General features: G+C 65.9%; 5 protein-coding genes (1 of these 5 only partly in view). All 5 read right to left on the bottom strand.

What is annotated here, in order from left to right:
* Positions 1-28: 28 nt before the first annotated feature.
* Tightly spaced (at most 15 nt apart), the 5 genes in view from AC1DSJ_RS02000 to AC1DSJ_RS01980 form a layout consistent with a single transcriptional unit that may run on beyond the window.
* Positions 29-820: an efflux RND transporter periplasmic adaptor subunit gene (locus tag AC1DSJ_RS02000; RefSeq protein WP_441370888.1), complete on the bottom strand. Its 792-nt coding sequence runs from the start codon at positions 818-820 to the stop codon at positions 29-31.
* Between the two features lie 13 nt (positions 821-833).
* Complete coding sequence (locus AC1DSJ_RS01995; RefSeq protein WP_054425462.1) at positions 834-2,807, bottom strand: preprotein translocase subunit SecA; 1,974 nt, start codon at positions 2,805-2,807, stop codon at positions 834-836.
* A 15-nt stretch (positions 2,808-2,822) separates the two neighbouring features.
* A complete protein-coding gene (locus tag AC1DSJ_RS01990) occupies positions 2,823-4,976 on the bottom strand; it encodes an efflux RND transporter periplasmic adaptor subunit (RefSeq protein WP_441370887.1) in 2,154 nt (717 codons plus the stop codon).
* Positions 4,977-4,983: 7 nt separating this feature from the next.
* A complete protein-coding gene (locus AC1DSJ_RS01985; protein ID WP_054425459.1) occupies positions 4,984-6,807 on the bottom strand; it encodes an efflux RND transporter periplasmic adaptor subunit in 1,824 nt (607 codons plus the stop codon).
* Positions 6,800-16,872 carry the 3' portion of a DUF4347 domain-containing protein gene (locus AC1DSJ_RS01980; RefSeq protein WP_476760262.1) on the bottom strand. The gene runs 22,186 nt beyond the window's last position, so 10,073 of the gene's 32,259 nt are visible here — the last part of the coding sequence; its start codon lies off the right edge, out of view; its stop codon occupies positions 6,800-6,802. Before AC1DSJ_RS01980 ends, AC1DSJ_RS01985 begins: the two co-directional genes overlap by 8 nt.

Raw genomic sequence — 16,872 nt, 5'->3', positions numbered from 1 at the left:
GCCTAGCGCCGTCGCGCCAGGCGCGCCATCAGAACTTGACCGAGCACCGGATGCCCGACGGGATCGTGTTGCCCTCGTTCGGCACGCGCAACAGCACGGTGAACGTGCCGCTGGCCGCATCCATCACCCGGTCGATGCGCCACACCTTGCCTTGCAGCGGCTTGTCGCTGATGGCGGCATTGACCGTGACCTGCGCGGCTGCATCCGCCTTGATCTGGCCATACAAGCCTTCCGGCACCACTACCTTGACCAGCAAGGGATTGATCTGCGCCAGCTTGACGATCTTGTTGTCGTTGACGCGATCGCCCGGCCCGGCATAGCGCTCGGCAACCACACCATCAAACGGGCTCTTGATGCTGCGTTCAGCCAGAATCGCCTGTTGCAGCGCCACTTGCAGCTGCGCCTGACGGCTGCGCGAGGTCATCTCGTCGTAGTCGCCTGCGGGCAGCAATTGGCGTTTAAACAGGTCCGCGTTGCGGTCCACGACGCGGCCCAGGTAGGCGGCTTCGGCGCGGCGCAGGCCCAACGTGGCTTCATCCACGCTGGTGTTCAGTTCGGCCACGACTTGGCCTTTCTTCACCACGTCGCCACGCTGCACCAGCACATTGCTCAGCACACCGGCCGACGCACTGCCCAGCTCTGACACCTGAAAAGGTTCGATCAGGCAGGCCATCGGCGTTTGCAGGGTGTCGCCCTGCGAGGACAAGGCGGGTTCCGCCAGCACCGGCAGCCGCGCATCGGGCGGCAAGCCCTGCGCGGCGGCGCTGGCGATCAGGCCGCTGAATAGACCAAAGCAAAAGAAGCGTAGGCGATGTGTCATAGGGTTGTGGAGATCAATCCCCCTGCCCGGAAAAGGACAAGGAGTTTTCAAGTTCTTCATCCGCGGCCACCATATGGCGGCGCTCGCGGGCCAGTTTCTTTTCCGTGCGGGCCTGGGCGTAGCGCAGCCAGCGGGCGGCCACGCCATGCCCGCCCATCGAACGCAGCAGTTGCGCAGGCTTCGCCCACGCCTTGCCCGCCACGCTATCCAGCACCGCATCTTCCCAAGACAGAATGGCTTCGACGTGGCCGGGGTCGCCCTGGCGGCCGCAGCGGCCTTCCAATTGGCGGTCAATGCGCGCCGACTCGTGCCGTTCGGTCAGAATCACATGCAGCCCGCCCGCCTCGCGCGCGGCGTCCGACAGCGGAATGTCGGTGCCGCGCCCGGCCATATTGGTGGCGATCATGATGCTGCCCATCTGGCCGGCCTGCGCAATCATGTCGGCCTCGTCCGCGTCCTGCTTGGCGTTCAGCACCACCGCAGGCAGACCGGCTTCGCGCAACACTTGCGCCACCTGTTCCGACGCCGCCACCGAACGCGTGCCGATCAGCACCGGCACGCCTTGCGCGTGCAGGACGCGGGTGCGGTCGCGCACGGCGGCCCACTTGTCGTTCAAGGTGGCGTACACCGCATCGGGCGCATGACGGCGGCGCGAGCGGCGATGCGTGGGAATGCGCACCACGGGCAGGTCATACACACGGCCCAGTTCGGCACGGATTTCCGCCGCTGTACCCGTCATGCCTGACAAGAGCAGATAGTGTTTGAAGAAACGCTGATAGCTGATGCTCTTTAACGTGGAACGCGGTTCGCTCAGCGCCAGCCCTTCCTTGTGCTCCAGCATCTGGTGCAAGCCCTGGCCCCACGAGCGGTCCGGCATCACGCGCCCGGTGAACTCGTCCACGACCATGATTTTCTCGTCGCGGATGATGTATTGCTCGTCCAGCCGGTACATGTGCAGCACCGTCAACGCACTTAGCACCAGCTCTTCGCGGCGAAACGGAATGCTCCAGGGCGCGGGCAAGGCGGCGCATTCGGCGCGCAGATGTTCGCGGCCCAGCTCCGTCAGCGTCACCCGGCGTTCGCCGCGCAGCAGCCGGTAATGCGCGGGGTCCATCGCGCCGGCCAGCGCCATGGCCTGGCGCGTCACGTCGGTAGTGTCGTCTTCCTGCACGCCTGAAATAATCAGCGGCGTGCGCGCCTCATCCACCAGCACGCTGTCGGCCTCGTCCACAATGGCAAAGCACAGGCCGCGCAGGTACAGCTGACTCAGCCGCCCCTGTTCGCCCCGCAGCCGTTCCAGCCGCAAGGCGTCTTCGTCCTTGCCGCCGTCCAGCACAATCAGGTCACGCAGGTAGTCAAACACCAGCGTCTTGTTCGAGCAATACACCACGTCCGCCTGATACGCCTGGCGGCGCGTGGGGATGTCCATCTCCATGCTGACCCAGGCCACCGACAGGCCCAGCGCTTCGTAGATGGGGCTCATGATCTGCGCATCGCGCTCAACCAGGTAGTCGTTGGTGGTGATCACATGCACGGGCAGCCCCGCCATGGCGACCGTGGCGGCGGGCAGCGTGGCGGTCAGCGTCTTGCCTTCGCCCGTGTTCATTTCGGCGACCATGCCTTGCAGCATGGCCCAGCCGCCCATCAGCTGCACATCAAAATGCGCCTTGCCCACCGTCAACCGGCCCGCCTGCCGGATCAGCGCAAACGCGCGTGCGGCGCTCGCGGGGGTGATGCCGTTGCAGCGCAGGTCATAGGCAATTTCGTCCGCACGCTGGCGCACGCCAGCCAGGTCAATGTCGCCCAGCGCCTGAGTTTCGCGGTGCACGCGGGCCACGATGCGGCGGGTTCGCGACAGCGGCTGGCGGCGCTTTCTGCCCAGCCAGCGCAAGGCGGCCGTGCCCCAGGCTTCGAGCTTGTTCGGATGCCGCTCGCTCTCTTTTTCAGGATAGAGCGGGTCCGGGTTCAGGGTGGCGAAGGCATGCATGTCAGGGCGCGCGCATCAAAAGCGGAACTGGCGCAAGACCATCTGCCGGACGGCGTCATACGCTTGCAGCGCAATCGGCCGGGGCTCGTGCGAGAACTTCACGTACACGCGCGCGCCCAAATACGCACGCGGCGCATCCTCGGGCAAACGCAAGTCCATCACGAACAGGTTCTCGGACGACTTCGCCCGCCCTTCCTGGGACTTGCGCGGGTCCACGCCAATGCTGCCGCCGCCCTGCAAGCTCAGCGCCAGGCTGGGCAGTTCGTCGGTCGCGGCCGGCACTTCACGCGAAATCTGCGCGGTGAATTCCTGCCCGCTGTCCTGCACCAGCCGCACGCGCACATCCTTCAGCGACCGGTGAATGCGCTCCAGGCTCGACTGCGGCACCACCACGCGCACCGTTTCGGCATCGGTCAGCACATAACCCAGCAGCTCACCACGCTGCACATAGCGGCCAGTCATGTCCTCGGGCTGCGCCGACACATAGCGGCCCGCGTGCGGGCTGCGCACCTGCTGCGCCTGCACCTGTTCCTGGATGGCGCGGCGCTCGGTCTGCAAGCTGGTCCATTGATGGCGCATGATGGCCGCCTGCACCTGGTTCTGCGCGTAGGCCTGCACATAGCGCGCCTGGTATTCATCCACCTGCGCGGCCAGCATGGCGTCGCGGCGGATGAGTTCATCGTTTTCCAGTGCCATCAATGGCGCGCCCAGCCCCACGGGCGCATCATCCGCCGCCTGCCGCGCGCGCACGAAGCCGGCCACCGGCGCCCGCACCTGCGCCGTGGGCGGCACCCACACCACGCCTTCGGTATCGGTGGACGACGGCATCGGCACCGCCCCCACCAGCCCGACGATGCCCGCGATGCACAGGGCGCAGATGGCATAGGAACGCAAACGGTGCGCCTGGATCTGCGGGTCGGCATAGAACTGCCGGCCCAGCCGCCACAGCGGCATCACGATCGTGTTGAACAGCGCCCACATGGCCAGCAGGACGCCAAAGAAGAAGAACTGCCCGGCCATGATGAAGATGGCCAGGAACATGATGAACATGCGGTAGCAGAACGACAGCAGCGCATAGCCCACGAACCAGGCGCGTTCGCCCGGCGTCGCGCGCGGGGCTTCCACGCCGCGCAGCCCCAGCGCGTAGCGCTTGAACAGATAGCCCAGATAGCCATTGGCCCGCTGGCCCAGGTTGGGAATTTCGATGCCGTCTGACAGCACGTAATAGCCGTCATAGCGCAGCAGCGGGTTGCCGTTCATGAACAGCGTCGACACCCCGCACAGGATGATGACGGTATAGGCCAGCGAGCGGCCCAGCCCCGGCTCCAGCTGCGTCCACGCAATCATCGCAACCGCCGCGAGGAACAGCTCCACCAGAATGCCCGCGCCGCCCACCAGCATCCGCCAGCGCTTATCGGCAAAGGCGGATGCCGCCGACGCATCCACATACGGAATGGGCACCAGCAGCAGGAACATCAGGCCGATCTCATGCACCTCGCCCCCGCGCGCCTTCACCGCGCAGGCGTGGCCAAGCTCGTGAATGGCCTTCACCACCGGATACACCAGCGCCATGGCCAGCACATTGCCCGTGGAAAACACCTGATCCCAGATGTTGTGGGTCAGCGTCTGCCAATGCATGGCGCCCAGCGCCGTGCCAGCCGCGACCACCGCCAGCCACAGCAGCGCGCCCACCCACGTGAACAACCAGCGATACCAAGGCAGCGTGCGCGTCAGCCAGCGGTCGGGGTCCACCAGCGGCATCTTCAGCGCGCTGGGGTTGCCGATGTATTGCTTGATCTTCTGCATGCGCTGGCGCTTGCGGCGTTCAACCAGGTCGCGCACATCGGGCGCGCGGTCGGTCGTCAGCACGTCAGCGCGGTGCAGCTGCGCCATCAGCCGGATGACTTCATCTTGCGGCATGGCGTCGTCATCCAGCTGGCCGCAGGCAATCTCCCAGATATCCTGCACCGTGCGGCGCCCGTCCATCAGGCTGATCAGCAGATTGGCTTCGGGCGTGTAACGATGGAATTCGCCATTGCTCTGGTCCTGCATCACGTACCAGACTTCACCGCGATACACGTGGCGATGAATATGAATGTGCGAACGCAGCCGCGGGCGCAGCGTGCTGACCCGGTGCCAGGAATTGCTATAGAGCGCGGTACCAGACATCTTCTTATCAGCCGAACCAGCCCCACCACTTCAGGCGGAGCCAATCAAAAAACCCGTGCGTCCAGATCCAGACGTAGCGGCGCTCGTCGATATCGATCCGCCCCACGCCTTCCATGCCCGGGCGCAACGCCTGCGCCGCCTGGGGTTCCAGGCTGGCCTCCAGGCGGAACACGGTCTTGCCTTCCTGCACCTGCGCCAACGGCACGATGCGCGTCACCGTAAAGGGAATCTGCCGGTCTGGCATCGCGGCCAACGCCACGCGGCCGGTCTGGCCCACCGCCACGTCGTCAATCAGGCGGTCTTCCACATCCAGCCACAGCCGGTAGCCATCGGGCGGCGACAGCTTGAACAGTTCCTGGCCGCGCTTGACGGCCTCACCCAGTTGCTGGCTCAGGTCGCCGCTGACGATGATGCCGTCAAACGGCGCGCGCAGCGTCGAACGCTGGATCTGTTCACGATAGAACTGAATCTGCGCCATGGCTTGGCGCGCCTGGGCTTGGGCGATGGCGGAGGCCGCGCTGTCACCCCGCGCCGATGCCTCTTCGGCTTGCCGGCGGTACTGCACTTCCAGGTTGCCCGCGCGCAGCAATTCCAGTTCGGTTTCGCGCGTGTCCAGCGCGGCCAGCGCATCGCCCTGCTTCACGGCATCGCCCGCGCGGCGGGACGCATCGCTGATATAGCCATCGAACGGCGCGGCCAGCACGCGCTGCACCACGCCTTGCACCGTGGCCGTCGCGCTGATGCGATACGGGCCGTGCGCGAAGACGGCAAACGCCACCAAGGCGACCAGCGCGACGGCCGCCAGCTTGCGGCCAATGTAGCGGGGCCCAAGCAAACGGCCGGATTCGCGCAACACCGCATCGCGCCACTTGCGCCAGAACGGGCGTTCCTGCTGCAAGCGCTGATACAGCACGCGGCCGGCCAGCAGCACTACGCTTTGGCAAAGTTCGATGCTGGCTTTGTCGAACGGCAGGTCGTCCGGGCGCTCAAACACCAGCGCCCCGCGCGCGTCGCCATCGGGCGCGAACGGCACCGTCAGCACGTTGCGGTTGCCAAATTCGCGCGCAAGCTTCTGGTGCGCGCGCAGTTGGATGGTGCGGCCTTCGTCCTGCGGCACGCACAAGGTGGAGTTCTGGTCGATGGCTTCGTCCATGGCCTCGGCCACGCTGCGCACCAGGTTCATGTTCTGCACCAGCCGGCTGCTGTGCGACAAGGCGTAGACCTTGCTGCGGCCATCCTGCCGGAAGCCGATGCTGACCCGGTCGCATTCCAGCCGCGTCGCCAAGTCAGTAACCAGCGTCAGCGCCACATCCTTGAACTGCCCTTCCTTCAGCGAACGCGCCACGCAATTGATCACCACCATCAAGCGTTCGACCGTCTGCGCGCTATCGGTTTCCTGATGCTGCACCAGCCACGCTTCCAACACGCCCGCTCCCCAGCGCAGCGCCTGCACCAGCGGTTCGGGCGCCTGCATGGGGGTTTCGAACGCCGCCACGCCATGGATGCGGCCGCCCAGCACGATGGGGTAAGCCACCACCAGCCCGCTGGCATCTGCCGACACAGCCACTTCGCGGCCCTGCAAGGCTTCGTCCACCGCGCTGTAGAACACCGCGCCTGCGCGGCTGCCCGCCGGGGTTTGCGACACCGCTTCAAATGGCCCGGTGTCCGGCTCGCCCAGGATCAGCGCCGCGTGACGCACGCCCGGCAGCTGACCCGCCTGCAAGGCGAGCCAGGCGTCCAGGAAAGACTGGCGGTCGCTCGCGGCCGACAGCGCCGACCACCAGGCCAGGTCCGCGCGCTTCACCTGCGCGGGCACGACAGCATCATTCATCCTTGCTTCCACTCTCCGTGAGCGCCGGCTGCCGCACGCTCAGTCCGCGCTTGCGGCTGGCCTTCGGCTCCCAGGTATTGGTTTTTGAATTGAACACGACCGTGGCGTTGCCCGACTTGCCCAACGCACCGCTCAAGCCCAGGATGCCCACGCCCGCCGCCATGGCGACGCGCTCGGCCGTGGTGGATGCGTGGGTGTTCTCGGCGGCAGCCACGTTGTCAGCCGGCTGATCCGATTCCGACACCGCCGCGCCTTGCGGCGCTGCGTCCTGGGTTGCTGCGTCCTGTCCTGCCCCGTCCTGTCCTGCCCCTTCCTGCCCTGCCAAATCAGCAGCCGGGTTGGACGCGTCCTGTGCGGGCTTCGGAGCGGGCTTAGGCTCTGGCTTCGGCGCCGTTTTCGCGCCGCTGGCGTAACCCTGGCCACCCCCGTCCTGCACCGTTTGATCGGTGCGCATGGACACCTCGTCCGGCGCGCCCGACGAAGCATAATCGGAAAGTCCGCCGTCGTGGCGTGCAATCACGATGTCTGGCGACGCCGGTCCCAGACGGATGCTGTTGACCGCATCCCGCATGCCCGACAGGTACCACGCGCCCGCGTTGGGGCGGGTCAGCAGCGGCTCGAACACCGGGCGCTGCCATTGGCCGAAGTTGCCGCTCCAGGAATACAGATCCTCCAGCGCGCGGGTGATCAGGTCAGGCGTATTGCCGCCCATGCCGAAGCGGGTCAGGTTCACCACGCGGCCGCTCTCCGGTTCGATATAGATGGCGGCAAAGTCGCCCACCATCACGTCCTTTGAGAAGCTGCCGCGGAAGCTATCGGCCCCGATGCCGCCCAACATGTAGTTGCCGCCCGTGCCTGCCAACAGAATGTCGTTGCCGCCAAACGCGATATCGACGGTTTCGATCAGGCTCCAGCGGTCGTTGACGAACACCACGCGGCCGCTGTCGCCAAACATCACGTTGTTGCCCGCGCCGCTTTCCAGCTGGTCGGCGCCCATGCCGCCGATCATCACGCCTTCGCCGTTGTTGTAGAGACTGTCCGAGCCGCCCACCGACGGGTAGGTGGATTCGAACAAAGCGATCCGGCCGGCGGCGGTGAACACCGCCCGCGCGCCGTCGCCGGCGATCAGGTTGAAGCCGCCCGCGCCCACCGCCCGGATGATGTCGTCGCCCATGCCGCCAAACAGCGCATTGCGGCCCGCGCCCACCGTGATGGTGTTCACGCCGCCCGACGGCAGGTTGATGGTCTCCAGCAGTTGCAGGCCGGCGCCCGACAGATAGCGCGCGTCCGCACCCGGCGCGGCCGCGTCAATGAAGTCGCCTCGATTGCGCAGGTAGTTGACCGGCTCCACGTTCACGATGCGGCCGAAGTTGGCGAACACGATGTTGTTGCCATCGCCCGCCGTGATCGTGTTGGCGCCCGCCGACAAGCCATCCGCCGACGCGCCCACCGCCAGCCCCGCCGCCTGCTGCGGCGTCAGCACCAGCGTCAGCGCGGCCAGCGACTGCTGGTCGGCCACCGCCGCCACGCCCATGTTCATCGGCGTATCCAGGTTGATGTTCATGCCGGCGTTGCCGAACACGATGTTGTTACCCTGGCCTGCATGGATGACGTTGTTGCCGCCGCCGCCCGCGATCAGGTCATTGCCCAACCCGCCATAGATCACGTCGTTGCCCGCGCCGCCGTACAGGATGACGCCCTGCGTGGTGGTGCGTGCGTCCAGCACGTTGTTGCCGCCGTTGCCAAAGTGCAGCGCCTGGCCAGCTACGCGTTGACCGGGCAAGGCGGTGTAGTAGGCGTCGTCCTGGCTGGTCGAGCCAAACAGCAGCACCGGCCGGTCCGTGCCGCCCACCGTATTGCCTTCGGCCACCAGCAGGTTGTTGCCGCCGCCGCCCTGCACCAGCGTGACCGTGCCGACCGTGGCGTGGCGCACCGTGTAGGTGTCATCGCCCTGGCCCAGCATCGTGTTCACCGACTGCACGCCGTGGAAGACGATGCCGCGGTCGAACACATGCGTGCCCGCCTGGCTCGTCTGCAACACCGTGCCGCCCGCGCCGCCCAAGCCCGGCGTCATGCCCAGCCCGGTGATGCGGCCGAAGTCGCCAGCTTGCGCGTTGCTGTACACGCGGTCGAGGCCACTCATGTTGTCGACCTGATCCTGCATGCCAGTCTGGCCGGCCGTGGTGCCGTCATTGAAAATGCGGATGCGGTCATTGACGGGCGCGGTGGACGCCACGCCGTCATTGCGCGCACCCAGCACGCCATCGGTCTCGCTTGGCAGGCCCACGCCCGCGTGCAGCGTGCCGTCGTAATCCGGGCGGTCCAGCGTATCGCCCTCGATCAGCAGCGTGCCTTGGATGCCCGACACGTCATGCGGCTGGTCGCCGTAATTGGCGTAGCTGATGCCCGTTACCGGGTCCACCGTGATGATGGGCTGGTCGCTTGCGCGCGGGTTGCGCACCTTGCCCGGTTCGTTGGCGGGGCCGGCATAGGCCGGGTCCGCCACGCGCACCAGAATCGGCGGCAAGGCGACGTCTTGCAAGCCGGGCAGCGTCGTAAAGAGCGATGCCGACAGGTGCAAGTCAAGGCCAGCCAGGCTCAGCGGCGGCAGGCCTGCGCCCGCGCCGTCTTCCACCTTGACCAGCACCTGCTGCATGGCGCCCCACGCTTGCGCGCCGACACCGTTGGCGTCAAACGTCAGCACTACGCTTTGGTGCCAGGTCAGCCCGCCGTCGGTGGACAGCAGCAGCCCCCGCCCTTGCAGGCTTTGCAGGGCAGCCGCCATCGAATCCGCCGCGTTCAGGCCCACGCCTTGCGTCAGCGAGCCATACAAGGCGGACGCCACCATCGCACTGCTCAGCGACACATACGCCTGGCCCGACGCGGGGCGCGGCAGCACGCTGGCATCCAGATTGATCGCCAGCGACAGCGTATTGCCGCCGTTGGCGTCCAGCTGGCCCGGCTGCGCCGTGATGTTGACCGGCTGCGCGCCATCGAACACGTCGCGCGAACCGCCGCGGCCGGTCACGATGGTGTTGCCCGCCACGTCACCCGACAGATCGAAGGTGTCGCTATCGCGTCCGCCGATCAGGGTCGTGATGACATTGCTGCGCGTGGACAGCACATAGATGTGGTCATTGCCTTCGCGCGCATCCAGGTTGACGCGCTGGATGTTCTGGTAGCTGGTGTTCAGCCCCGCGCCGCGGATGCCTTCTTGCGTCAGCACAAAAGCGTCGGCGTATTCCGAGCCCAGCACGGTGTAGGTATTGATCCCGTCGCCGCCATCCATCGACACCGCGCCGTTGATGACGTAGTTGCGCTCGCCGTTGGGCTGTTGCTGCGCTTCCTTGAACGCGTAGACCATGAACTCGTCATCGCGCTTTCCGCCAAAGAGCGCCAGCGGCGCGGCGTTGCTGTAGATGCGGAAGACGTTGCTGCTGTTCTCCGCGCCGTACAGCGTCAGGCCGAAGCTGTTGCCGCGTGACAGATAGCCCTGCGTGGTTTGCACCGTGTCGATCTGGTCGCCCGCGCCCACGTTCGGGAACTGGCGGTCCAGCGCGTACAGCTGGCCGACCTGGTATTCGTTGTGCTTGGACGCATCGCTACCCAGGCCGCCGTCGATGACCACATAAGTGCTGGTGTCATCAATATAGAAGCGGTCGCCGCCGTCAACCGCATTCAGGCGCAGCCCGCCCGTCATGCTGCGGTCGTAGTTCACGCGCTGCACCTCATTCGCGTAGCCCGCCCCTTGCGGCGTTATCTTCGCGACGAAGTGCTCGCGCACCAGGAAAGTCTCGTCCTGCGTGGTGCCGTTGATCGTCAGATGGTTCACGTCCGACAGGTTTTCAAGGCCGTTGTCGTCGGAATCATGCACGTTGATCAAGATGGACGTCAGCGCTTCGGCCAGGTTCACGATGACGTGATCCGAGCCTCGGCCTCCATCCACATCCACGCGGTCAGTCACGCCGGCCAAGTTCTGCTGGCTGGTCAGCGACGGCAATTGATCCAGCACGATCAGGTCGTTGCCATCATTGCCGTGCAGCGAAATACCGCCGGCCAGCGCGCGCGCCGACAGGTAGATCGTGTCGTCGCCCTCGCCCGCCAGCACGGTTGCACCGCCGCCCAACAGAATGCGCGACATCCAGATCTTGTCGTCGCCGGCGCCCGCGTCCACGGCCAGGTGGCCCAGGAAATCGGAGTCAGACAAGGTGATCAAGTCAGCGCCTGCGCCGGTGGTGATGCCGGTGTTGCCACCCACCGTCACTGTGTCCAGCAGCACGACGTTGCCGCCGCCGCCCGCGTCTACGGTCAAGGAACCGGCCAGATCCGAGTCCACCAAGGCGATCTCGTCCACGCCCGCCCCGGCCATGATGGCGGTATCGCCGCCCACTGTCGCGGTTTGCAGCACGACGACGTTGTCGCCTTCACCAGCGCTTACCGTCAGTGAGCCTGCCAAACCGCTGTCCACCAGCGCGATCAGGTCATTGCCCGATCCGGTAGTGATGAACGTATCGCCGCCCACCGTCACGGTTTGCAGCACGACGCCGTTGTCGCCGTTGCCGGCCACGACCGTCAGGTCGCCCGTCAGGCCGCTATCCACCAGCGCGATCACGTCATCGCCCGACCCGGCGGTGATAGACGTGTCGCCACCCACCGTCACAGTGTCCAACACCACGATGTTGTCGCCGTTGCCCGCGTTCACCGTCAACGCGCCGGTTAGCACGCTCAGTTGCACGGTGATCTGGTCCATGCCCGCGCCCGCCGTAATAGCCGTCGCGCCCGCGATGGCGACGACGTCCAGCAGCACGACGTTATCGCCACTGCCTGCATTCACCGATACAGCGTCGCCGAAATCGCTGTGCGTCAACGTGATCAGGTCAGCGCCCGTGCCTGACAGCAGCGTCGCACCGCCGCCTACGGTGACGGTATCCAGCAGCACCACGTTGTCGCCTTCGCCCGCGTCCACCGTCAACGTGCCCGTCAAATCGCTATCCAGCAGCACAATCGCATCCAGGCCCAAGCCGGTGGTGATGGCGGTATCGCCACCCACCGTGACGGTGTCCAGCAACAAGGTGTTGTCGCCGTCGCCCGCCGTGATCGTCAGCGCGCCGGTCAGGCCACTGCCCACCACCGTGATCTGATCCGCGCCAGCCCCGGTCGTGATCGACGTGTCGACACCCACCGTCACCGTATCCAGCAGCACGATATTGGCGCCTTCGCCGCCGTCCACCGTCAGCGTGCCAGTGATAACGCTCTGCTGGAACGTGACAGCATCGTCACCTGCTCCGGCCAGCACGGTGATATCGCCGCGCACATCCGTGGCGTCGAACGTGACCGTGTCGTCGCCGTCCGAGGTGCGCAGGGTGGTTTGCTGCTGATTGATCAGCAGCGCGTTGACCAGAATCTGGTCTTGACCCGAACCGCCCGTGATATCCAGCAAGACGCCTTGCGTCAACGCGTCATTACCGTCCAACGCGCCCCCAACGTCGGCGGTGTTGCTGAAGGTGATGGTGTTGTTGCCGCTGTCGCTGCCGTACACATAGATCTCGGGCGCCACCAGGCGGCCGTTGATGTCCACCGCCGAGGCCTTGCCGTAGCCGGCCGTGCCGCGGTCATCGCGGTCCACGCGCAGGTTCAGGCGCTGGCCGGCCTGGATCAAACCGCCTGCTTGCAAGCCGCTACGGCCCGCAACCGACAGGTTGTTGCCCGCCAGCAGGCTCAGCACGCCCACGGTGCTGATCACCGCATCCGGCGCCAAAACGATATCGCCCGAGGTGCCGGCTTGCGCGCCTTCGTAGCGCGCCACCAGCCAGGCGTTGGCCGCGTTGATCTGGCCAACGTTGAACGACAGCGCCTGCGACACGCCTTGCGCATCGGTGGCGGCGCCCACTTGCACCAGCGCCACGTCGCCAACCGCCTTGACATTGATGGTCGACTGCGCGCCCACCGACGCCACGATCAGCGCGTCGTTGACCGCCGCGCCCGCCGTGTCGGACTGCACGTAGCCGCCCACCGAACCACCCGCCACAAAGAACAGGCTGCCGCCGGTCACGACCGCAACGCTGCGCGTGTTCGACAAGCCCGGATGCGCGGTCTTGTCGCTGACGATGTTAGTAGCGCTGCTCAGGTGGACCTCATCGCGTGACCGCGACTCCACCCGCGCCAGCACCAGATCATTCGCGCCCAGCTGGCTGATCGACACCGACCCCAAGGCCGACGCCACCAGATAGCCCGACATATCCGTCAACAGCGGCGAGCCCAGCTCCCCGATGGTGCCGGACAGCGTTTCCAGCCACACGTTGCGCGCGGTGATCGCGGCCTGGCCCGAAGCCGTGCCGTTCAAGATCGCGTCCAACGCATAGATGCGCACATCGCCGCGCACCCCGCCGGCATCGACCACATCGATACCGCCCAGGCGCAAGCCATGCATGCCATACAGGTTGACGCCCTGCGTGGCCGACGCCCGCACCGTGGCCTGCGTATCGGTTGCCGACACGCTGACCAAGAGCGGCCTGCCTTCCTGCGAGACGTCGGCCCCCATCTGGCCCACCGACTGCCCGGCGATCAGCGCCACTTCGCGCACGTAGCCCAGGCCCGCCAGCTCGGCGGCGCTCAGGTCAGACAGCACCACGTTGGCGTACTGGCGCTGGCCTTCGGACGTGGCGTTCAGGATGGACAAGCCCGCCTTCAACGTTACGCTGCCGGCCGACACCACTTGGCCCACGCGCAGGTTCGCGTCGGTCTGGTAAGACGAGCCGCCTGCCGCCGTGCCCTTGGTATTGGCCAGAACCAGGTTCAAGTCCTGCGCGCCCAACTGCGACACGCGCGCCACGCCACCCGCTTCCACGTACAGCGCGTGGCCGGCGGACAGGCTCAGTTGCAGATGCTTCGAGGCGTCGTACTGATAGATGCCGTTGGCGTCCCGCGTGCTGCCCACGATGTCCTGATCCGCCACCAGGCTGACCTGGCCGGCGCTTTCCAGCGTGCCCGCATCGGTGCCGATGATGGAACCGCCCTGGACGCTGACCGTGATGGTGATGCCGTCCTTGGCGTGGATATCGCCCAGGCGGATGCTGCCCTTGGGCGAATCCAGGCCGACGGTGGTGTCGCTGTAGGCGGACACCACGCCGTTCACGGCCTGCACCGCCAGCGAACGCGTGAGCTTCAGCGTCAGGTAGCGCGGGTCGCGCATGTCGCCCACCAGCATGCCGCTGGCAAGCGCCTGCGGGCTGGCGCCGTCTTGCGCCATGTACGGCACGTTGACGGGTTTCCAGACCGGGTCCAGGAAGCCGCTGCCAATATCCACCACCTGCACGCCATTGGCGCGCGCGGCGGCCACATTGGCCTGCCATTGGCTGATATCGGCCGCCGACGCGCCTTCCAGCAGCTTGCTGTTGTAGATGAAGACGTCGCGGCTGTTCTCGTACAGGCCGAAGCGGTCGGCGAACAGGAACTGCACCGCGCTATTGGCCGACAAGGTCGTGCCCAGCTTCAGCGATGCGTCGTTGGAGAACACCGGCTCAAAGCGCTGCCACAGGCTCGTGTCGCTGAAGTCGACGCTGGCACGGTCCAGCGGCGTGGTGCCAGCCGGGCCGATGTAGCGATACAGCGTGTGATACACGCCCGCCAGGTTGACCGCGTTGGCGCGCGACAAGATGGCCTTGTCTGCCTCGGGCAGCGAGTCAAACACGTTGGCGCGTTCGTCGTCCGACAAGCCGCCCAGGCTGGGCAGTTGCAGGGTGTAGTCGCCCAGCTCGGCGCCAATGGAACCCTGGCCCGACGTGCGCAACACGATGCCGCCGCCCGCCTTCACGTTCAGGAAGCGGTCCGCGGGCGGTGCGCCGTCCGTATCACCGTCCACGTCGAACACCTGTTCGTTGATGGCCGCCGACACCGGATACAGCAGGTTGTTCTCGATGTTGCGCAGCGTGGCCGTTGAAAAGTAGAAGAAGTGGCCCGCGTTGTAGGTCTGGCCGTACAGCGCGATATCGGCCGCCGTTTGCGCCGGTGCATCCGCACGCACGGTATAGGTGCGTGTGTAGGCTTCTACGCCCGCCCCGTTCAGGCTGGATGCGTCAAACGCCATCGTGATGGCCTCGCCCATATTGGGATACAGCGCCAGCAAGCCGTCGTTCTGCCCTGCCCCCGTCTGGTACAGCATGGCGTCGGCCAACGACGCCGCCAGGCGGATCGTGCCGTCCGCGCCCACGATGGCGTAGTACGCCGTGTCGGCCCGCACATTGCCCACGGACTGGCGGAAATAGATCTCGTCGCCGGTACGCAGCGCACGCAATTGCCCCGTCCCATCGTCCACGATGTTCATGTTGGCCAGCTTGAAGCTGCCCGACCCCACTGCCGTCAGGCCCGAGCTCACCGCTCCCGCGGCGGACTCCAGGCGGTCGCGCCAGTAGTTGTGGTATTCGGCGGTCTGGGCCAGTTCCTTGTCCACCACGTAGTCGTAGACGATCTGGTTGCGCGTGGACTTGACCAGGTTCTGCGCCGCCGTGATATCCAGCGCGGCAGGCAGGTAGTTGGGGTCAAAGCCCTGGTTCTTCAGCTGTTCGTGCAGCGCCTGCATTTGCGCGGTCAAGCCTGCCGTCGAACCGGCGGCCTGCGTCTGGAACAGGTGCGTGGACACCGTGAACATGCCGTTCACGTCGGCCGCAGCAAAGCCGCGCAACAGCTCGCCCGTGATGCCGGCGTCGGTAAACAGCGCCTTGACCAGTTCGCGGCCCTCGGGCGTCTGGTTCAGCAGTTCAATCTGCTGATGCAGCACCGCCTGTTCCTTGGACGCAAACAGCTGAATCGTGTTGTTGGCGCCCACCAGCACGTAATACGCAACGTTCGTTTGCAAGCTGGCCGTTTTGCCGATCTGCACGCGCACGTCGTTCAGGTAGACACGGTCGTAGTTCTGCAAGGCGCGGTAGCCCGTCACCTGGCCACTGGCATCCGTGACCGGCACGATATTCATGTCGGTCAGCGTGATGACGTTGTCGGCAGACACGGTCGCGCCGCTGGCGGCCGCGTCCAGCAGCTTCACCGTCACCGCGCCCGGCGTGCTGCCTGCCACGCCGAAGATCTGCGCAATCGATACCGGCGTGCCGCCGTTGAAAGCGCCATCCACGCTGCTCGACAGCGTGACCACACGGCCGTTCACACTCTGGATGTAATAGATGGCGGTCTGCGTGGAGTTCGCAAAACTCAGCTCCACGCGCTGGCCTTGCACCAGGCGGTCGGTGCCCGGCAAGGTCAGCGTGGCGGCGCCAAACTGCGTCAGCGACTGCTGCGTAAAGCCGTTGTCCACCAGGCGGATGCCGGCGTTCACCGTCATGCCCTGCAAGGTCGGCGTATAGCCGCCGGAGGTCGCCGTGTCGTGGATGTTGGTGTTCTGGTAGACGTTCAGGTCTTCCAACTGGGACTTCTGCGCATACACCTTGCCCGTGAACGTGATGCGGCCGGTCAGCCAAGCGCTGTCGGGGCTGGCCGCCGTCAACGGATTGCCGTCGGCATCCACGATGGTCAGGATGTGCAGCGTGCCGTTGTCGTAGACGCCCAGGTCATGGCCTTGCAAGCTGCCGTTCTGGTTCGTCATGTACAGCTCAAGCCCGGCCAGCGAGATCGACTGCCCGCTTTGCAGCAGCGCCTTGATGCTGTTGGCCAGCTGCGTGCGCGCCACATCGCTCAGGTTGGCGTTGGTCAGATCCCAACTGAAGCCGTTGCCCATGTCGACGAAGTCGGCATACCCGGCACCCGCCGTTTCCGTATAGGTATAGAACGGCAGCAGGTTCGTGCCGAACCAGCCCCAATTGTTGTTCGGGGTATCCGACGTCAACACGCCCTGCTTCAACGCCGCGGCGCCAAAGCCGCGTTGGATCGTGTAGGCGACGGCCATGGAGCCGGTGCCCTTGCCCAAGCCCGTCAAGCCGTAGACCAGTTGCGACGGCAGCGGCGTTGACGTGACCATGTTCGCGCCATTACGCACGAAGAAACTCTTCAGCGAGACAGCCGCGCCCGAGAACGTGATCGAAATCTGGTTCTGCGCGTTGTAGACGCTGGTTGCCGGCG

Source organism: Achromobacter sp. 01N37, assembly GCF_056399725.1.
This window is presented reverse-complemented; position numbering and strand designations above follow the sequence as displayed.

What these genes read in the sequence shown, in the direction of transcription:
- AC1DSJ_RS02000 (WP_441370888.1), bottom strand. Translation starts at nt 820, where the DNA reads ATGACACATCGCCTACGCTTCTTTTGCTTTGGTCTATTCAGCGGCCTG.
- AC1DSJ_RS01995 (WP_054425462.1), bottom strand. Translation starts at nt 2,807, where the DNA reads ATGCATGCCTTCGCCACCCTGAACCCGGACCCGCTCTATCCTGAAAAA.
- AC1DSJ_RS01990 (WP_441370887.1), bottom strand. Translation starts at nt 4,976, where the DNA reads ATGTCTGGTACCGCGCTCTATAGCAATTCCTGGCACCGGGTCAGCACG.
- AC1DSJ_RS01985 (WP_054425459.1), bottom strand. Translation starts at nt 6,807, where the DNA reads ATGAATGATGCTGTCGTGCCCGCGCAGGTGAAGCGCGCGGACCTGGCC.